The organism is Streptomyces sp. NPDC091377, assembly GCF_044757045.1.
In the GTDB taxonomy this organism is placed as follows: domain Bacteria; phylum Actinomycetota; class Actinomycetes; order Streptomycetales; family Streptomycetaceae; genus Streptomyces.
The window spans coordinates 43330-61583 of record NZ_JBIVUE010000019.1; the positions used below are offsets into that span (position 1 = coordinate 43330).

Genomic DNA, 18254 nt, shown 5'->3' on the forward strand with positions numbered 1-18254 from the left:
CACACGACCCGTACTAGTTCACATTTCAACATCTTAGGTAGACTTCTTTCATGGAGACCGAGACGGCCACGCGCTGGCTGACCGATGCGGAGCAGTGTGCCTGGCGCACACATCTGGAGGTCAACAAGCTGTTGACCTACCAGTTGGAGAAGGACCTGCAGCCGTTCGGCCTGACGATGAACGACTACGAGATCCTGGTGAATCTCTCCGAGTCCGACGATCTGCGGCTGCGGATGAGCGATCTGGCCGCCGCCACCCTTCAGTCCAAGAGCCGGCTGTCCCACCAGATCACGCGTATGGAGAACGCGAACCTGGTGCGCCGGGAGAACTGCGAGTCCGACCGCCGGGGGCTGTACGCGGTCCTCACCGACCACGGCATGGAGACCATGCGGAAGGTCTCCCCGCACCACGTGGCGTCCGTGCGCCGGCACTTCATCGATCTGCTCTCCCCCGAGGCCCTGACCGAGCTGGACAAGGCCCTCAAGCCGATCGCGGAGCACCTCCGCGGCCAGCGCGGTCGCCCCTGAGCGACCCGGGACCCGGGCTACACGAGCGGCAGGCGGAGTTCGAACAGGGCTCCGCCCGCCGGTGCCGCCCCCACCGTGAGGGTCCCCCCGTGGCGTACGGCGACATCGCGGGCGATGGCCAGACCCAGCCCGGCGCCACCGTCGTCCCGGCTGCGGGCGTCGTCGAGCCGGACGAACCGCTCGAAGATCCGCTCCCGGTCCGCCTCGGGCACCCCGTCCCCGTCGTCCCCGACCGCCACCACGGCCCGGTCGCCGTCCGTGCGGACGCCGAGCGTCACCTCGCTGCGGGCGTGCCGCCGGGCGTTGTCCAGCAGATTCGCCAGGACCCGCTCCAACTGGCCCCGTGACCCGGCCACCTCCACCGGCTCCTCGGCCGTCACCCGCACCCCGCCGCGGCCCGCCGCCGACTCCCGGGCCAGCGCGGCCAGATCGACCCGCCCGTCCTGGGGCCGCTCCCCCGCGTCCAGCCGGGCCAGCAGCAGCAGATCGGCGGCCAGATGCTGGAGCCGTACGGTGTCCTCCACCGCGCCCGGCACATCCAGCAGCCCGGGATGGGCCACCCCCACCTCCAGCTGGGTGCGCAGCGAGGCGATCGGGCTGCGCAGCTCGTGCGAGGCGTCGGCGACGAACCGCCGCTGCCGCTCCACCGAGGACTCCAGCGCGGCCAGCGTCTCGTTGGTGGTCCGGGCGAGCCGGGCGATCTCGTCGTGCGTGTCCGGCTCCGGCACCCGCCGCGTCAGATCCTCCGACGCCGTGATCTCCGCCATCTCCTGCCGGATCCCCTCCACCGGCCGCAGCGCCCGCCGGGTCACCAGCCAGGTGACACCCCCGACGATGCCGAGCAGCAGCGGGAAACCGACCAGCATCACCTTCAGCGAGGTCTCCACCGCGCTCTGCTCCGCCGCGAGCGGGGCACCGGCGTAAACGGTGTAGGTGCCCTGGCCCGGGACGTCCACCTGCACACTGGCGAACCGGTAGTCGCCGGCCTCGCCGTCGATGGTGGCCGAACCGTTGGAGAGCCCCGCCTCCTCCGCGATCTCACCGGGGCCGAGGGATCCGGCGCTGTCGTCGCCGTCGTCGTCCCCCTGGTCCCCCTGGTCCCCCTGATCACCCGGGTCGCCTGGTTCGCCCTCGTCGTCGCCGTCGTCGTCCCCGTCGGTCGGCGCGGACGACGTCGGGCCCGGCTGCGGGCGGGGCCGCACCTGGTCGGTGGCGGTGCCCTTGATCGCCTGGAGCCCCTCGCTCGCCGCGACCAGTTCGCCGTCCTCGTCCAGCACCTGGACGGGCTGCTTCTCGTCGTCCAGGGACAGCTCGCGGTAGGGCGTGCCGCCGGAGAGATCGGCGGCGACCTTGCGCGCGGCCTGCTCCGCGTCGGCGCCCGCCTGCCCGGTCAGATTGGTGTAGAGGGAGAACAGGACGGCGGCCCCGGCGGCGGCCAGCGCCACCGCGACCACCAGGGTGGCACCGAGCGTGGCCCGGGCCCGTACGGAGGCGAACACCCGGCTCATCGGGGCAGCTCCAGCCGGTATCCGGCCCCGCGCACGGTCCGGATCAGCTTGGCGCCCAGCTTGCGGCGCAGCGCGCTGACGTAGACCTCGACGATGTTCGGGTCTCCTTCGTACGCGAAGTCCCAGACGTGCTCCAGGATCTCCGTCTTGGACACCACCTCGCCCCGGCGCAGCACCAGCTGTTCGAGGACCGCGAACTCCTTCGCGGTCAGCGCGATCTCGTCCTCGCCGCGCAGCACCCGCCGGGCCCCGGTGTCCACCTTCAGATCACCGACCACATGGACCGGGGAGCCGCCGCGCTGCCCGCGCCGCCGCAGCAGCGCGCGGACCCGGGCGACCAGGACGACGTACGAGAAGGGCTTGGTCAGATAGTCGTCCGCCCCCGTGTCCAGGCCCTCGGCCTCGTCGTACTCGCCGTCCTTCGCGGTCAGCATCAGGATCGGCACGTCATGGCCGGCGGCGCGCAGGGTGGAGCAGACGCGGTAGCCGTTCATACCGGGCAGCATGATGTCCAGCACGATCAGGTCGTACGGCGACTCGGTCGCCCGGTGCAGTCCCTCCAGGCCGTCGTGGACGACGTCCACGGCGTATCCCTCCGCTGTCAGGCCCTTGGCCAGGGACAGCGCGAGTCGTTTCTCGTCCTCCACGATCAGCAGCCGCATGGGTACAGGTTCCCAAATCGAAGCTGAAGGGTTCTTCAGGTGCCTTCAGCGTGGCTTCAGGTGACGCACGGCACCTTGGTGGACGTCGGAACGACCGACGCTCACCTACGGGGAGGTACCTCCATGAAGCGCAACATCGTCATCGCAGCGCTCACCGCGACCGCCGTGATCGGTGGCGGCGCCACGCTGGCCTTCGCAGGCGGCAGCGGCGACGGCGACGGCTCGAAGTCGGCGTCCGGGACGTCGCTGGTGGCCTCGTCCTCGACGTCGTCCGACGACGACCGCGACGACAAGGACGACCGCGATGACAAGAACGACCGGGACGACCGCGATGACAAGGACGACCGCGACGACCGGAACGACGACGGTGGCGACGACCGCGACGACCGCGGCGGTGACGACGGGGTCCAGGCCCCGACCAAGGTGACCGCGGCGCAGGCCATCGAGGCGGCGCTGAAGGAGCGGCCCGGCACGGCCGTCTCGGCGGACCTGGACCGTGAGGACGGCAAGGACGACGACGGGGACGACGGCGACGACGGCCCGCGTGGGCTGAGCTGGGAGGTCGACATCCTGGGCGAGGGCACCACGTCCTACACCGTGTACGTGGACCCCTCCTCGGGCCGGATCCTCGACAGCCGTGAGGACCGCGACCGTGACGACGACTCCGATGACGCCGACGAGGCCCGGGTGGCGCGCGGGACCGCGGTGAGCGCCGCCGAGGCCGCGTCCGCGGCGACGGCGAAGGGGTTCGTGACCTCGATCGACCTTGACGACGACGACCGTGCGGGGGCCTGGGACGTCGAGGTGGCCGACGGCAAGGGCGGCGAGTCGGACTGGACCGTGAACGCGAAGTCCGGCGCGGTGGGGGCGGACCGGGGCGACGACGACAGGGATGACGACGGACAGGACGACTGACGGCCGGGGGCGGTTGCCCCGGACCCCCATCGGCCCGTGACGGGCCTCGTTCTCGAACGCCGGACGGGCTGACATGGCCCGTCCGGCGTTTTTCGGCTCGCCTCCCCTACGTGCCGCTCGTCAGGCCGGCCACCAGCTCGTCCGCCGCCCGGTAGGGATCAAGTTCGCCGCCCACGATGCGGTCCGCCAGGGCGCTCAGGCGCTGGTCGCCGTGGAGGTCGGCGATGCGTTCGCGCAGGGCCGTGACGGCGATGGTCTCCACCTCGCGCGCGGCCCGGGTGCGGCGGCGTTCGGTGAGGACGCCGTGCTCCTCCATCCAGGCGCGGTGCTTCTCCAGGGCCTGGACCACCTCGTCCACGCCCTCCGCGCGGGCGGCGACGGTCTTGACGATCGGGGGGCGCCAGTCGCCGGGCGCGCGGGCCTCGCCGAGGCCGAGCATGTGGTTGAGTTCGCGGGCGGTGGCGTCGGCGCCGTCGCGGTCGGCCTTGTTGACGACATAGATGTCGCCGATCTCCAGGATGCCCGCCTTGGCCGCCTGGATGCCGTCGCCCATCCCGGGGGCCAGCAGGACCACCGAGGTGTCGGCCTGGGAGGCGATCTCCACCTCGGACTGGCCGACGCCGACCGTCTCCACCAGGATCACGTCGCAGCCCGCCGCGTCCAGGACCCGGATGGCCTGCGGGGCGGCCCAGGCGAGGCCGCCGAGGTGGCCCCGGGTGGCCATGGAGCGGATGTAGACGCCGGGGTCGGAGGCGTGGTCGGACATCCGGACCCGGTCGCCGAGGAGGGCGCCGCCGGAGAAGGGGGAGGACGGGTCCACCGCGAGGACGCCGACCCGTCTGCCCTGTCTGCGGTAGGCGGTCACCAGGGCGGAGGTCGAGGTGGACTTGCCGACGCCCGGTGAGCCGGTGAGGCCGACGACGTAGGCCCCGCCGGTGAGCGGGGCGAGCGCCGCCATGACCTCGCGGAGCTGCGGGGACGCCCCCTCCACCAGGGAGATCAGCCGGGCGACGGCACGGGGCCGTCCTTCCCTCGCCTGGGCCACCAGGGTGGGGACGTCCTGCATCTCAGCTCCGTTCTGCTCCGTGGTCGTTCGTTCAGCCCCGGGGGACCCGGACGATCAAAGCGTCGCCCTGACCGCCCCCGCCGCACAGCGCCGCCGCGCCAACACCGCCGCCCCGGCGCTTCAGCTCCAGCGCCAGATGGAGGACGAGCCGGGCGCCGGACATGCCGATCGGGTGGCCCAGGGCGATGGCGCCACCGTTCACATTCACCCTTTCCGGGGACACGCCGAGGTCCTTCATCGACTGGAGGGCCACGGCGGCGAACGCCTCGTTGATCTCGATGAGGTCGAGGTCCCCGACGGCGATGCCCTCCTTCTTCAGGGCGTGGGCGATGGCGTTGGACGGCTGGGACTGGAGGGAGTTGTCGGGGCCGGCGACATTGCCGTGGGCGCCGATCTCGGCGATCCAGTCCAGGCCCAGCTCCAGGGCCTTCGCCTTGCTCATGACGACCACGGCGGCGGCGCCGTCGGAGATCTGCGAGGCGGTGCCCGCGGTGATCGTGCCGTCCTTGGTGAAGGCGGGGCGCAGCTTGCCCAGGGTCTCGGCGGTGGTGTCGGCGCGGATGCCCTCGTCCTCGCTGAAGAGCACCGGGTCGCCCTTGCGCTGCGGGATCTCGACCGGGGTGATCTCGGCCTCGAACAGGCCGTTCTTCTGTGCGGCGGCGGCGCGCCGGTGGCTGAGGGCGGCGATCTCGTCCTGCTCGGCGCGGCCGAGGCCGAGGCGGGTGTTGTGCTTCTCGGTGGACTCGCCCATGGGGATGTTCTCCCACGGGTCGGTCAGCCCGTCGTACGCCATGGCGTCGAGCATCTCGATCGCGCCGTACTTGTAGCCCTCGCGGGACTTGGGCAGCAGGTGGGGGGCGTTGGTCATGGACTCCTGGCCGCCCGCCACGACGATGTCGAACTCGCCCGCGCGGATCAGCTGGTCGGCCAGCGCGATGGCGTCGAGGCCGGACAGGCACACCTTGTTGACGGTGAGCGCCGGGACGCTCATCGGGATACCGGCCTTGACGGCGGCCTGGCGGGCCGGGATCTGGCCGGTGCCGGCCTGGAGGACCTGGCCCATGATGACGTACTGCACCTGGTCGCCGCCGATCCCGGCGCGGTCGAGGGCGGCCTTGATCGCGAAGCCGCCGAGGTCGGCTCCGGAGAAGGACTTCAGCGAGCCCAGCAGCCGCCCCATGGGGGTGCGCGCACCCGCGACGATCACCGAGCCGGTCGTACCGGAAGTTCCAGAAGACATGAGCTGCGATCCCCTTACCGGCCTGCACAGCCGAGGAGTGAACGAGGGTTTACTTTCGAGCGTACTGAGCGGTGCTCCGCCCCGTCATCGGGCCGTGGGTGTGATCGCGCGCACGTTGCGTAACCACCGCGGGGGCGCTCCACTGATTCCATGCTGACGCGTATCGACCACATCGGGATCGCCTGTCACGACCTCGACGCGACCGTCGAGTTCTACCGGCGGACGTACGGCTTCGAGGTGTTCCACACGGAGGTCAACGAGGAGCAGGGCGTCCGCGAGGCCATGCTCAAGATCAACGGGACGTCGGACGGCGGTGCCTCCTACCTCCAGCTCCTGGAACCGGTCCGGGACGATTCCACGGTGGCGAAGTGGCTCGCGAAGAACGGGGAGGGCGTGCATCACATCGCCTTCGGCACGGCGGACGTGGACGGGGACGCCGCCGCGATCAAGGAGAAGGGGGTGAGGGTGCTGTACGAAGAGCCCCGACGCGGTTCCATGGGGTCCCGGATCACGTTTCTGCATCCGAAGGATTGCCATGGCGTTCTGACAGAACTGGTCACTTCGGCGCCCGTTGAGTCACCTGAGCACTGACCCTCGTACATAGGGGCCGGTAGGGTTGGGTGCGGTCGCCGCTTCCATGACGGGCGACCCGGTCCTGCCGCCTGCGACGGCGCGGGATTCGTGCCGGGGTCCGGGTTTCGGGGGACGAGCGTCGGGGCAGCAGCCCAGGCTCTGCCGTTGATCTGACACCATTCCCCCGGGGGCGTCGTCCGTCGGACGGACGGAGCCCGTACGGAGAGACTTGCGACCAGGGGACGGATGGGACCGCGCAGTGCGGGGCTACGAAAGCCAGGAGCGAGAGCCGGCGGCTGACGTCGACCACCTCTCTCGGTTCGAGGCCGAGATGAAGCGGCTGAAGACCGAGCGGGAAAAGGCGATCCAGCACGCCGAGGACCTCGGCTACCAGGTCGAGGTGCTGCGCGCCAAGCTGCACGAGGCGCGGCGCACCATCATGTCCCGGCCGGCCTACGACGGCGGTGACCTCGGCTATCAGGCCGAGCAGTTGCTGCGTAACGCGCAGGTGCAGGCCGAGCAGTTGCGTGCGGACGCGGAGCGGGAGCTGAGCCAGGCCCGCGCGCAGACCCAGCGCATCCTGCAAGAACACGCCGAGCACTCCGCCCGGCTCCAGGCCGAGCTGCATCAGGAGGCGGTGAACCGCCGCCAGCAGCTCGACCAGGAGCTGGCCGAGCGCCGGCAGAACGTCGAGTCCCACGTCAACGAGAACGTGGCCTGGGCCGAGCAGCTGCGGGCCCGTGCCGAGTCCCAGGCCCGCCGCCTGATGGACGAGACCCGCGCGGAGGCCGACAAGGCGATGGCCGCCGCCCGCGCGGAGGCCGAGCGGCTGACCGGGGAGGCCCGGGAGCGGCTGCGTGGCGACGCCGAGGCGGCCCGCGCGGAGGCGGAGCAGACGCTGCGCCGGGCCCGCGCCGAGGCGGAGCGGCTGCTGAACGCGGCCTCGACGCAGGCGCAGGAGGCCACCGACCACGCCGAGCAGTTGCGCTCCTCCACCGTGTCCGAGTCGGACGCGGCCCGGCGGCAGGCGCAGGAGCTGAGCCGGACCGCCGAGCAGCGGATGGCGGAGGCCGGGGAGGCGCTGCGCAAGGCGCAGTCCGAGGCGGAGAAGGTGCTCGCCGAGGCCAAGGAGAGCGCCTCCAAGACGCTCTCCGGCGCGGAGTCGGCCAATGAGCAGCGCACCCGTACGGCCAAGGAGCAGGTCGCCCGGCTGGTCAGCGAGGCCACCAAGGAGGCCGAGGCGGTCCGGGCCGAGGCCGAGCAGTCGGTCGCCGACGCCCGCGCCGAGGCCGAGAAGATCGTCGCGGAAGCCTCGGAGAAGGCTCGTACGATCACCGCCGAGGAGAGCGCGACGCAGCTGTCCAAGGCGGCCAAGACCGCCGAGGACGTCCTCAACAAGGCGTCCGAGAACGCCGAGCAGACCACCAGGGCCGCCGCCGAGGAGGCCGACCGGATCCGCAAGGAGGCCGAGGCCGAGGCGGACCGGCTGCGCTCGGAGGCGCACGACCTGGCCGAGCAGCTCAAGGGCGCGGCGAAGGACGACACCAAGGAGTACCGGGCCAGGACGGTCGAACTCCAGGAGGAGGCCCGCCGGCTGCGCGACGAGGCGGAGCAGCTGCGGTCCGACGGGGTCGCCGAGGGCGAGCGGATCCGGGCGGAGGCGCGGCGCGAGGCCGTGGCCCGGATCGAGGAGGCGGCCAGTACGGCCGAGGAGCTGCTCTCCAAGGCGAAGGCGGACGCGGACGAGCTGCGCCAGAGCGCGACGACCGACAGCGAGAAGGTCCGTACCGAGGCCATCGAGCGGGCGACGACGCTGCGCCGGCAGGCCGAGGAGACGCTGGAGCGCACCCGCAAGGAGGCCGAGCGGCACCGCGCGGAGATCGTGGAGCAGTCCGACGGCATCAAGGCGGAGGCCGAGCGGGCGGCCCGGGAGCTGCACGAGGAGACCGAGCGGGCGATAGAGACCCGCCGCACCGAGGCCGCGGAGGAGCTGGAGCGGCTGCGGTCCGAGGCGGAGCAGCGGCTGGCCGCCGCCGAGCAGGCGCTGACCGAGGCCCGTGAGGAGGCCGCCCGGATCCGCCGGGAGACCGCCGAGGAGAGCGAGCGGCTGCGCACGGAGGCCGCCGAGCGGATCCGTACGCTGCGCGAGCAGGCGGAGGCGGAGGCCGAGCGGCTGCGGGACGAGGCCGCGGCGGACGCGTCCACCTCGCGGGCCGAGGGCGAGACCGTCGCCGTACGGCTGCGTTCGGAGGCGGCGGCCGAGGCGGAGCGGCTGAAGGCGGAGGCGCAGGACGCCGCCGACCGGATGCGCGCGGAGGCGCAGGCCGCGGCCGAGCGGCTGGGCGCCGAGGCGTCGGAGACGCTGGCCGCCGCGCAGGAGGAGGCCGCCCGGCGCCGCCGTGAGGCCGAGGAACTGCTGGGCGCGGCACGGCAGGAGGCGGGCCAGGAGCGCGAGCGGGCCCGGGAGCAGAGCGAGGAGTTGCTGGCCTCGGCGCGCAAGCGGGTCGAGGAGGCGCAGGCCGAGGCGGTCCGGCTGGTCGAGGAGTCGGACCGGCGGGCCACGGAGACGGTGGCGGCGGCCGACCAGCACGCGCAGCAGGTGCGGGACTCGGTGGCGGGCCTGCACGAGCAGGCGCAGGACGAGATCGCCGGGCTGCGGTCGGCCGCGGAGCACGCGGCGGAGCGCACCCGCAGGGAGGCGCAGGAGGAGGCGGACCGGGTCCGCGCCGACGCCTACGCCGAGCGGGAGCGGGCCTCCGAGGACGCGGGCCGGGTACGGCGCGAGGCGAGCGAGGAGTCGGAGGCGGCCAAGGCGCTCGCGGAGCGCACGGTGGCGGACGCGATCAGCGAGTCGGAGCGGTTGCGCGCGGACTCCGCCGAGTACGCCCAGCGGGCGCGGACGCAGGCGTCGGACACCGTGGCGCAGGCCGACCAGGACGCCTCGCGCACCCGGGCGGACGCGCGGGAGGACGCCAACCGGATCCGTTCGGACGCGGCGACGCAGGCGGACACTCTGATCACCGAGGCCCGCAAGGAGGCCGAGCTGCTGACCACGCGCACGGCCGCCGAGAGCGAGCGGGTGCGCGGCGAGGCGGGCCGGGCGGCGGACAAGCTGCTCGCGGACGCCTCGGGCGAGGCGGAGCGGCTGCGGGCCGAGGCGGCGGACACGGTGGGTTCGGCGCAGCAGCACGCGGAGCGGATCCGGGCCGAGTCGGAGCGGATCAAGGAGCAGGCCGCCGCGGCGGCGGAGCAGATGACCTCCGCGGCCCGCCAGGAGGCGGAGCGGACGCTGGACGAGGCCCGCAAGGACGCCAACAAGCGGCGTTCGGAGGCGGCCGAGCAGGTCGACACCCTCATCACGGAGACCGCGGCCGAGGCGGACAAGCTGCTGACGGAGGCTCAGCAGCAGGCGCAGAAGACCACGGCGGACGCGGAGGCGCAGGCCGACACGATGGTCGGGGCGGCCCGCAGCGAGGCCGACCGGCTGGTGTCGGAGGCGACGGTCGAGGGCAACACGCTGGTGGAGAGGGCCCGTACGGACGCGGACGAGTTGCTCGTCGGCGCGCGCCGGGACGCGACCGCGACACGGGAGCGGGCGGAGGAGCTGCGCGACCGGATCACCTCCGAGATCGAGGAGTTGCACGGCCGGGCCCGCCGTGAGGCGGCCGAGACGATGAAGTCGACCGGTGACCGCTGCGACGCGCTGATCAAGGCGGCCGAGGACCAGTTGGCGAAGGCCCAGGCGAAGGCCAAGGAACTGGTGACGGAGGCCAACTCCGAGGCGGGCAAGGTCCGTATCGCCGCCGTGAAGAAGGCGGAGGGCCTGCTGAAGGAGGCCGAGCAGAAGAAGGCGTCGCTGATCAGGGAGGCCGAGGAGCTGAAGGCCGAGGCGATCCGCGAGGCGAAGCGGACGGTCGAGGAGGGCCGGCGCGAGCTGGAGGTGCTGGTGCGCCGCCGCGAGGACATCAACACCGAGATCTCCCGGGTGCAGGACGTGCTGGAGGCGCTGGAGTCGTTCGAGGCTCCGGCGGGCGGCAAGGACGGCGGCGGGGTCAAGGCGGGTGCCTCGGTGGGCGCTCCCCGATCGGGTGGCAAGTCCTCGGACGGCTAGACGCCCTCCGCGCGGGGGTCCGCGCACCGTCCCGGGGTCTGCCGGAGCATGATCAACGCAGGTGAGCGGGGGCGGTGGCGGTGCTCGGGGGCGGGCATGGGAGAGTGTCCGCGACGCGTTCACGGTTCGGCCGAAGGGCGCGGTCCGCCGTCGAGGCGGTTGCGCGCGCGCCGACTTCCGTGTCTGCTGGGGCCTTTGACTGCGTCTTAGGCAAGTTGTCTGACGGTCAGCCACCCAAAAGGGGTGTCATTCTCCAGATCAAACACGTATCCGCTCGATGACACACCGCTTCGGCCCCTAGGATTCCCCCTATCACCTCACCGGTCTCTTTCGACAGGAACCCCATGAGCGACACTTCCCCCTACGGCTTCGAGCTTGTGCGGCGTGGGTACGACCGCGCTCAGGTGGACGAACGTATCTCCAAGCTCGTCTCCGACCGTGACAGCGCTCTCGCCCGTATCACTGCTCTGGAAAAGCGCATCGAGGAACTCCACCTTGAGACGCAGAACGCCCAGGCCCAGGTAAGCGACGCGGAGCCGTCGTACGCCGGTCTCGGCGCCCGCGTCGAGAAGATCCTCCGCCTTGCCGAGGAGGAGGCGAAGGACCTGCGTGAAGAGGCCCGTCGCGCGGCCGAGCAGCACCGCGAGCTGGCCGAGTCGGCCGCCCAGCAGGTGCGCAACGACGCCGAGTCGTTCGCGGCCGAGCGCAAGGCCAAGGCCGAGGACGAGGGCGTCCGGATCGTCGAGAAGGCCAAGAGCGACGCCTCCCAGCTGCGCTCCGACGCGCAGAAGGACGCGCAGTCCAAGCGAGAGGAGGCCGACGCGCTCTTCGAGGAGACCCGCGCCAAGGCCGCCCAGGCCGCCGCGGACTTCGAGACGAACCTGGCCAAGCGCCGCGAGCAGTCCGAGCGGGACCTGGCGTCCCGTCAGGCCAAGGCCGAGAAGCGCCTCGCGGAGATCGAGCACCGCGCGGAGCAGCTGCGGCTGGAGGCCGAGAAGCTGCGCACCGACGCCGAGCGCCGGGCCCGCCAGACGGTGGAGACCGCGCAGCGCCAGGCCGAGGACATCGTCGCCGACGCCAACGCCAAGGCCGACCGGATCCGTTCGGAATCCGAGCGCGAGCTGGCCGCCCTCACCAACCGCCGCGACTCCATCAACGCGCAGCTCACCAACGTGCGTGAGATGCTCGCGACGCTCACCGGCGCCGCGGTGGCCGCCGCCGGCAGCCCGGCCGAGGACGAGCCGATCTCCCGTGGCGTCCCGGCGCAGCAGTCCCGGTAACGTCTCGACCACAACCGCTGAACAAGTGCGAAGCCCTCTGTCGCCCGGGTGGCAGAGGGCTTTGTCACGCACTAGCGTTGCCGCATGATCGAGCTTGAGGGGCTGACGAAACGGTACGGCGAGAAGGTCGCGGTGAACGACCTCACCTTCCAGGTACGACCGGGGATCGTCACGGGTTTCCTCGGTCCGAACGGCGCCGGCAAGTCGACGACGATGCGGATGATGCTGGGCCTGGACCGGCCCACCGCGGGTGATGTGCGGATCGACGGACAGCACTACGACCAGCTGAAGGACCCGTTGAAGGCGATCGGCGCGCTGCTGGACGCCAAGGCGATGCACGGCGGGCGCAGCGCCTTCAACCATCTGCTGTGTCTGGCGCAGGCGAACGGCATTCCCCGCGGCCGGGTCTCCGAGGTGCTGGACACCGTGGGGCTGACGGCGGTGGCGAGGAAGAAGGCCAAGGGGTTCTCGCTCGGCATGGGGCAGCGGCTCGGGATCGCGGGGGCGCTGCTGGGCGACCCGCGGATCCTGATGTTCGACGAGCCGGTGAACGGGCTGGACCCGGAGGGCATCCACTGGATCCGCAATCTGATGAAATCGCTGGCGGCGCAGGGCCGTACGGTCTTCGTCTCCTCGCATCTGATGAGCGAGATGGCGCTGACCGCCGAGCATCTGATCGTGATCGGTCAGGGGCGGCTCCTCGCGGACACCTCGATGCCCGACTTCATCCAGCAGAACTCCCGCAGCTACGTCCGGATCCGCACCCCGGACCGGGAGCGGCTGCTGGACGTCCTGCACGACGGCGGGATCACGGTGGTGGAGTCCGGCAGCGGAGTGCTGGAGGCGGAGGGCGGAACGGCCGAGCGGATCGGTGAGCTGGCGGCGCGGCACCAACTCGTGCTGCATGAGCTGAGCCCGCAGCAGGCGTCCCTGGAAGAAGCGTTCATGCAGCTGACCGCGGAGTCGGTCGAGTACCACGCGCACGACGGCTTGCCCGCGGGCACCGCGCCACCACCCGTCCCGCAGCAGCAGTGGGGCGAGGGCTGGAACGGCGGCAGCGGGAAGAAGGGGGCCTGATCATGGCGACGACCCAGGTCATCCAGTCCGAGTGGACCAAGATCAGGTCGGTGGCGTCCACGGTGTGGACGCTCTCGCTGGCCGTGGTGGTCACCATCGGTCTCGGCGTCCTCATCTCGGCGCTCTCCAAGAGCGAGTACGACAACCTCAGCGGCACCGACAAGCTGTCTTTCGACCCGACGTACATCAGCTTCGCCGGGATGAGTCTCGGTCAGCTCGCGATGATCGTGTTCGGGGTGCTCGTGGTCTCCAACGAGTACTCGACCGGAATGATCCGCACCTCACTGGCCGCCGTGCCGCAGCGCGGCTCGTTCCTCTTCAGCAAGGTCGCCGTGGCCACGGTGCTCGCCCTGGTCGTCGGCATGGTCACCAGCTTCATCACCTTCTTCCTCGGCCAGGCGATGCTCGGCGACCTCAAGGCGTCGATCGGCGACCCGGGCGTGCTGCGGGCGGTGATCGGCGGCGGCCTCTACATGACGCTGATCGCGATGTTCTCGATGGGCGTCGCCTCGATGCTGCGCTCGCCGATGCTGTCGCTGGGCATCCTGATGCCGTTCTTCTTCCTGATCTCCACGATCCTCGGCAGCGTCAGCGCCACCAAGAAGGTCGGCCAGTACCTCCCCGACCAGGCCGGCAGCAAGATCATGCAGGTGGTCACCCCGATCAACGACGACACCCCCTACGGCCCCTGGGGCGGCCTCGCCATCATGGTGGCCTGGGTGGCGGCAGCCCTCCTGGGCGGCTACCTGCTGCTGAAACGCCGCGACGCGTAGGCGCCTGCGGCTGGGCTGGGCGGGGTCGATGCCGGGCGGGGTCGATGCCGGGGGGCGATGCCGGGGGGCGGGGTCGATGCCGGGGGGCGGGGTCGGGTGCGTGAGCGGCGCGGGGTCGGGTGCCTGGGCGGCGCGGGCTTGAACGTGGGGCGGGGTTCGGCCGGGGCGTCGGGGCGGGGGTCCGCCCGGGGGCCTGGGCCGGGTTCCGCCTGGGGGCCTGGGCGGGGCGGGCTCAAGCATCGGGCCGGGTTCGGCCCGGGTGCCCGGGCAGGGTTCGGCCTGAGGGCCTGAGCGAGGCTCGGGGCGGGTTCCTGGGCAGGGGGTGGGCTCGGTCGTCCGAGCGGGACGCGGGCCGGGGGCCTCGCGCGAGGTGTGGGCTCCGCCACCTGGGCGGGGCCTCTCCGCCACACAAGAAGGGGACGGCTCCGCCGCCGGGAGGGAAGCCGCTCCGTAGCCTGAGCGCGGTGCGGCACGACGGCCAGGCGGGCGCCCCACCACCCGAACCGGCCCGGCTCCGCCACCGGGACGGGACACACGCCCGCCCGCCAAGGGTCCGCACAACCACCAGGAAGAGGCGCTCCACCGCCCCAAAGGTCGGGCAAGGCGTCGCCCGGCAGCCAAGGTGGTCCGGTGTTGTCGCTGAGACGTTACTTTTCGCTCACCCTTGGCCGGAACCGGCGGAGCCTCGATATCCTCCTAACCCTTACGGGGGCGTGTGCCCCGCTGTCCTGAACCTTTGATGGGTGCGGAGCATGATCGAAGCAGTCGGCCTGACCAAGCGCTACGGCGACAAGACCGCTGTGTACAACTTGTCCTTCCAGGTACGTCCGGGCACGGTGACCGGCTTCCTCGGGCCGAACGGCTCGGGCAAGTCGACCACCATGCGCATGATCCTCGGCCTGGACAACCCGACCGCGGGCCATGTGTCGATCGGCGGCCACCCCTACCGCAAGCTCCCGAACGCCCCCCGGCAGGTCGGCGCCCTGCTGGACGCCAAGGCCGTGCACGGTGGCCGGTCGGCCCGCAACCATCTGCTGAGCCTCGCCCAGCTCTCCGGCATCCCGGCCCGCCGGGTGGACGAGGTGCTGGGCGTGGTCGGCCTCCAGGAGGTCGCCAAGCGGCGCTCCAAGGGCTTCTCCCTCGGCATGGGCCAGCGCCTCGGCATCGCCGCCGCGCTCCTCGGCGACCCCCAGGTGCTGCTCTTCGACGAGCCGGTCAACGGCCTCGACCCCGAGGGCATCCTCTGGGTGCGCAACCTCATGAAATCGCTCGCCGCCGAGGGCCGGACCGTCTTCGTCTCCTCGCACCTGATGAGCGAGATGGCGCTGACCGCCGAGCACCTCGTCGTGATCGGCCGCGGTCAGCTGCTCGCCGACATGAGCGTGTCGGAGTTCATCGCCGCGAACTCGGCCGGCTTCGCCCGGGTCCGCACCCCCGACACCGACCCCCCGTTGCGCGAGAAGCTCGCCTCCGCGCTCACCGAGGCCGGCGGCCACGTCCTGCCCGAGCAGGACGGCGCGCTGCGGGTGACCGGGCTGCCTCTGCCGCTGATCAGCGACATCGCGCACCGCAGTGACGTACGGCTCTGGGAGCTGTCGCCGCACCAGGCGTCGCTGGAGGAGGCGTACATGCGGATGACGCAGAACGCCGTCGACTACCGCTCGACCATCGACCAGAAGGCCGGCCTCCAGCAGCCCCTGCCGCCCGGCTTCCAGCCGCCCGTGCCGGTACCGGGCCAGGGCCAGGCGGGCTGGTACGCCCCGCCGCCCCCGCAGCACCAGGGCGGCCAGCCGTTCCCCGCCCCCCAGGCCCAGGGCGCGGCACCGGGCGCCAACCCGTACCTTCAGGCACCCCAGGCCCCCCAGGCGCCGCAGACCCCGGGCATCCCGGCCGCCCCCGCCGCGCCCCCGCAGGCCGCTGTCCCGCAGCCGCCTGCCGGGCCCCCCGCACCCGCCCCCTCCCCCGTCGCCGACTCCCAGTCCGAGGACGCCCGATGAGCACGCCCCAGCCCTCCATGCCGCAGACCGCGCCCGAGTGGCAGGCCGCTCCCGGCGCCGGACACCCGAGCTACACCTCGCCGATCCCGGTGGTCCGTACCCACCTCGGGCACGCGCTCGCCTCGGAGTGGACGAAGATCAAGTCGGTTCGCTCCACGATCTGGACCCTCGGTGTCTTCCTGCTGCTGGTCATCGGCATCGGCCTGGCGGCGGGTGCCCTGGTGGCCGGCACCTCGGAGGCCGACCTGAGCGGCGAGAGCCCGCTCGCCCTCGGCTTCTTCGGTCTGCTCCTCGGCTCGATGTGCCTGATCACGCTCGGTGTGCTGACCACCGCCTCCGAGTACGGCACCGGCATGATCCGTACGACCATCACCGCCTGCCCCACCCGCGGACGCGTCTTCGCGGCGAAGGCGATCGTGTTCTTCCTGCTGGCCTTCGTGGTGACCCTGGTCTCCAGCTCGCTGGTCGCCCTCGCGCACACCTCGATGCTGGACGGCGCCCGCTCCCCGTCCGGAGGGGAGTGGCTCAAGGCCACGGTCGGCATCTCGCTCTACGTCGCGCTGCTCGGCCTGCTGTCGCTGATCGTCGGCTCGATCGTCCGGCACTCCGCGGGCGCCATCACCATCATGATCGGCGCCGTCCTCGCGCCGCTGGTGATCGCGATGTTCATGTTCGCCTCGTCGCTCCAGGACATCCGCGAGGCGCTGTTCGAGTACTCCATCCCGAACCAGCTCTCCGTCTTCTACGCCAACTCCCTGAGCGAGTCCGGCCCGTCCGGCTGGGACCCGCTGTGGATCATGGCGGGCGTCACGGCCGTCGCCTTCGCGGGCGCGTGGGCGCTGCTGGAGAAGCGGGACGTGTAGGCGGGGCCCGGAGGCTCCGGGACCCTCAGAACTTCGGCGCGTTACGGGACCGCCGCACCCGCGTGGTGCGGCGGTCCCGTGCGTTCCAGCACGCCTTGTGCCAGTGCCGCCGGTCGTCCACGCCCTCGTGTCCGGGCCAGACGACGACATGCGGGACCCCGTCGGGGATGAGCTGGTCGCAGCCGGGGCAGCGGTACGACTTGCCCTGCGCGCTCGCCCCGGCGACATGCCGTACGTACCACTGCTCGCCGCGCCAGTCGACCGACGTCTCCCAACCGCCGTACCGCTCGGGGCCCTCGTCCTCGGGGCTGCGGCCGAAGTCGGCACCATGGGGACGGTTGCGACGCGGGGACACGGAACACCTCACGGGGCTATACAGGAAGCACGTCCGGCTCCAGCCTACGCGGCGAGGGCCCGGGTACGCGGAACACCGGAGGCCCGCACATTCCCTACGGTTCCACGCATTCTCCCGACTATCCGCAAATCCCTTCGCCGAGACCGTGACCTCGGCACGTGTCAGACGGTTATGCCGGGTGGGGGAGCTCCGCGTCGGAGCCGAGGAAGCAGGAAGACCATGCGCGTTGGAACATTCGTGTTGGCGGCCCAGTTCCCGGGTCAGGGCCAGGGGGAGGCGCTGCACCGCGCGGTGCGCTCGGCCGAGGTCGCCGAGGAGTCCGGTCTCGACTCGGTCTGGGTGGCCGAGCACCACTTCGTGCCGTACGGCGTCTGTCCGTCGGCCGTCACCCTGGCCGCGCTGCTGCTCGGCCGCACCCGTCGCATCCGGATCGGCACCGCGGTGAGCGTGCTGCCCACGACCCACCCCGTGGCCCTCGGTGAGCAGGCCGCGCTGCTGCACCTGACGAGCGGCGGCCGGTTCTCGCTGGGCGTCGGGCGCGGCGGCCCCTGGGTGGACCTGGAGGTGTTCGGCGGCGGGATCGAGGCGTACGAGCAGGGGTACACGGAGTCGCTCGATCTGCTGACCCGCTGGCTGCGCGAGCCGTCCGTCGGCGCGGCCGGGGGGCGTTACGGCTTCCGTGAGGTGACCGTCGTCCCCCGGCCGTCGCAGGCGCTGGCGGAGCCCGGGACGGACCCGGCGCGGGCCGGGGCGGAGCCGGCGGGCCCCGAGGTGCTGGTCGCGTGCACCTCGCCGGGGAGTGTGCGGATGGCGGCCGAGCGGGGCCTGCCGATGCTGCTGGGCATGCACGTCGGCGACGAGGAGAAGGCCGAGATGGTGGCCCTGTGGCGGGCCAGCGCGCGGGCCGCCGGGCACGACGAGGACGGGATCCGCGCGGCCGGGCATGTCTCCGCGGGCGTCTGCCAGATCGCCGACCGGCGTACGGACGCGGCGGAGACACTGCTGAAGGCGATGCCCGGCTGGCTGAAGCAGGGCCTCGACGCCCATGTGACGGTCGACGGCCGGGAGCGCCGGATGCGCGATCCGCTGGCCTACACCGAACTGCTCTGCGGGCTGCACCCGGTGGGCGGCCCCCGGCTGTGCGCCGACCGCCTCGCCGCGACCGGCGAACGGACCGGGGTCTCCCGGTTCGCCCTGCTGGTCGAGGGCTCGGGGGACCTGGCCGGTACGGAGGAGAACGTCCGGCGACTGGGCGCCGAGGTCCTCCCCCAACTGCGCTGAACACCCGGACCGTACGGCCGGACCCC

15 protein-coding genes are annotated in these 18254 nt (G+C 72.2%); 10 read left to right on the forward strand and 5 right to left on the reverse strand.

Features of this window, described 5'->3' with window-relative positions; genetic code table 11:
• Positions 1 to 50 precede the first annotated feature (50 nt).
• The gene (locus ACIQNG_RS31570; RefSeq protein ID WP_401438815.1) at positions 51 to 527 is read left to right on the forward strand and encodes a MarR family winged helix-turn-helix transcriptional regulator; all 477 of its coding nucleotides are present in this window, start codon (positions 51 to 53) and stop codon (positions 525 to 527) included.
• A gap of 17 nt (positions 528 to 544) precedes the next feature.
• On the opposite strand, the gene ACIQNG_RS31575 is transcribed toward ACIQNG_RS31570, so the two are convergent.
• Together ACIQNG_RS31575 and ACIQNG_RS31580 are read right to left on the reverse strand one after the other, a co-directional pair.
• Positions 545 to 2035: a sensor histidine kinase gene (locus ACIQNG_RS31575; RefSeq protein WP_401489722.1), complete on the reverse strand. Its 1491-nt coding sequence runs from the start codon at positions 2033 to 2035 to the stop codon at positions 545 to 547.
• Positions 2032 to 2697 carry a response regulator transcription factor gene (locus ACIQNG_RS31580; RefSeq protein ID WP_401489724.1) on the reverse strand — a complete coding sequence of 222 codons (666 nt, stop codon included), beginning with the start codon at positions 2695 to 2697 and terminating at the stop codon, positions 2032 to 2034. The genes ACIQNG_RS31575 and ACIQNG_RS31580 overlap by 4 nt, the downstream gene beginning before the upstream one ends.
• Before the next feature lie 123 nt (positions 2698 to 2820).
• Between ACIQNG_RS31580 and ACIQNG_RS31585 the strand changes: the two genes are divergently transcribed.
• Positions 2821 to 3612: a PepSY domain-containing protein gene (locus ACIQNG_RS31585; RefSeq protein ID WP_401489727.1), complete on the forward strand. Its 792-nt coding sequence runs from the start codon at positions 2821 to 2823 to the stop codon at positions 3610 to 3612.
• Positions 3613 to 3718: 106 nt separating this feature from the next.
• Here the strand turns inward: ACIQNG_RS31585 and meaB are convergent, their stop codons facing one another.
• The gene (meaB, locus tag ACIQNG_RS31590) at positions 3719 to 4678 is read right to left on the reverse strand and encodes a methylmalonyl Co-A mutase-associated GTPase MeaB (RefSeq protein WP_401438825.1); all 960 of its coding nucleotides are present in this window, start codon (positions 4676 to 4678) and stop codon (positions 3719 to 3721) included.
• A 31-nt stretch (positions 4679 to 4709) separates the two neighbouring features.
• Positions 4710 to 5918, reverse strand: a complete 1209-nt coding sequence (locus ACIQNG_RS31595) for an acetyl-CoA C-acetyltransferase (protein WP_401489729.1) — start codon at positions 5916 to 5918, stop codon at positions 4710 to 4712.
• Positions 5919 to 6068: 150 nt separating this feature from the next.
• Between ACIQNG_RS31595 and mce the strand changes: the two genes are divergently transcribed.
• The 7 genes from mce (at position 6069) to ACIQNG_RS31630 (ending at position 16592) form a co-directional block, all read left to right on the forward strand.
• Positions 6069 to 6509, forward strand: coding sequence for a methylmalonyl-CoA epimerase (gene mce, locus ACIQNG_RS31600; RefSeq protein ID WP_401438832.1), 441 nt, complete (start codon positions 6069 to 6071; stop codon positions 6507 to 6509).
• A gap of 241 nt (positions 6510 to 6750) precedes the next feature.
• Positions 6751 to 10602: a polarized growth protein Scy gene (gene scy / locus ACIQNG_RS31605; RefSeq protein WP_401489733.1), complete on the forward strand. Its 3852-nt coding sequence runs from the start codon at positions 6751 to 6753 to the stop codon at positions 10600 to 10602.
• 344 nt (positions 10603 to 10946) lie between these two features.
• Complete coding sequence (locus ACIQNG_RS31610) at positions 10947 to 11882, forward strand: cellulose-binding protein (protein ID WP_401438838.1); 936 nt, start codon at positions 10947 to 10949, stop codon at positions 11880 to 11882.
• Positions 11883 to 11966: 84 nt separating this feature from the next.
• Complete coding sequence (locus ACIQNG_RS31615; protein WP_401489734.1) at positions 11967 to 12959, forward strand: ATP-binding cassette domain-containing protein; 993 nt, start codon at positions 11967 to 11969, stop codon at positions 12957 to 12959.
• Between the two features lie 2 nt (positions 12960 to 12961).
• Positions 12962 to 13732, forward strand: a complete 771-nt coding sequence (locus tag ACIQNG_RS31620; RefSeq protein ID WP_401438844.1) for an ABC transporter permease — start codon at positions 12962 to 12964, stop codon at positions 13730 to 13732.
• Between the two features lie 752 nt (positions 13733 to 14484).
• Positions 14485 to 15729: an ATP-binding cassette domain-containing protein gene (locus ACIQNG_RS31625; RefSeq protein ID WP_401489736.1), complete on the forward strand. Its 1245-nt coding sequence runs from the start codon at positions 14485 to 14487 to the stop codon at positions 15727 to 15729.
• Complete coding sequence (locus ACIQNG_RS31630) at positions 15726 to 16592, forward strand: ABC transporter permease (protein WP_401489738.1); 867 nt, start codon at positions 15726 to 15728, stop codon at positions 16590 to 16592. The genes ACIQNG_RS31625 and ACIQNG_RS31630 overlap by 4 nt, the downstream gene beginning before the upstream one ends.
• A 25-nt stretch (positions 16593 to 16617) precedes the next feature.
• Here the strand turns inward: ACIQNG_RS31630 and ACIQNG_RS31635 are convergent, their stop codons facing one another.
• Positions 16618 to 16947 carry an ATP/GTP-binding protein gene (locus ACIQNG_RS31635; RefSeq protein ID WP_401489741.1) on the reverse strand — a complete coding sequence of 110 codons (330 nt, stop codon included), beginning with the start codon at positions 16945 to 16947 and terminating at the stop codon, positions 16618 to 16620.
• A 219-nt stretch (positions 16948 to 17166) separates the two neighbouring features.
• Here ACIQNG_RS31635 and ACIQNG_RS31640 point away from each other — a divergent pair, with 219 nt between their 5' ends.
• Positions 17167 to 18228, forward strand: coding sequence for an LLM class flavin-dependent oxidoreductase (locus ACIQNG_RS31640; protein WP_401438854.1), 1062 nt, complete (start codon positions 17167 to 17169; stop codon positions 18226 to 18228).
• The last annotated feature ends 26 nt before the right edge of the window (positions 18229 to 18254 follow it).

Coding starts and splice junctions, on each gene's coding strand:
- ACIQNG_RS31630 (WP_401489738.1), top strand. CDS start 15,726: ATGAGCACGCCCCAGCCCTCCATGCCGCAGACCGCGCCCGAGTGGCAG.
- ACIQNG_RS31610 (WP_401438838.1), top strand. CDS start 10,947: ATGAGCGACACTTCCCCCTACGGCTTCGAGCTTGTGCGGCGTGGGTAC.
- ACIQNG_RS31625 (WP_401489736.1), top strand. CDS start 14,485: ATGATCGAAGCAGTCGGCCTGACCAAGCGCTACGGCGACAAGACCGCT.
- ACIQNG_RS31570 (WP_401438815.1), top strand. CDS start 51: ATGGAGACCGAGACGGCCACGCGCTGGCTGACCGATGCGGAGCAGTGT.
- ACIQNG_RS31575 (WP_401489722.1), bottom strand. CDS start 2,035: ATGAGCCGGGTGTTCGCCTCCGTACGGGCCCGGGCCACGCTCGGTGCC.
- ACIQNG_RS31620 (WP_401438844.1), top strand. CDS start 12,962: ATGGCGACGACCCAGGTCATCCAGTCCGAGTGGACCAAGATCAGGTCG.
- ACIQNG_RS31615 (WP_401489734.1), top strand. CDS start 11,967: ATGATCGAGCTTGAGGGGCTGACGAAACGGTACGGCGAGAAGGTCGCG.
- mce (WP_401438832.1), top strand. CDS start 6,069: ATGCTGACGCGTATCGACCACATCGGGATCGCCTGTCACGACCTCGAC.
- ACIQNG_RS31640 (WP_401438854.1), top strand. CDS start 17,167: ATGCGCGTTGGAACATTCGTGTTGGCGGCCCAGTTCCCGGGTCAGGGC.
- ACIQNG_RS31595 (WP_401489729.1), bottom strand. CDS start 5,918: ATGTCTTCTGGAACTTCCGGTACGACCGGCTCGGTGATCGTCGCGGGT.
- meaB (WP_401438825.1), bottom strand. CDS start 4,678: ATGCAGGACGTCCCCACCCTGGTGGCCCAGGCGAGGGAAGGACGGCCC.
- ACIQNG_RS31585 (WP_401489727.1), top strand. CDS start 2,821: ATGAAGCGCAACATCGTCATCGCAGCGCTCACCGCGACCGCCGTGATC.
- ACIQNG_RS31580 (WP_401489724.1), bottom strand. CDS start 2,697: ATGCGGCTGCTGATCGTGGAGGACGAGAAACGACTCGCGCTGTCCCTG.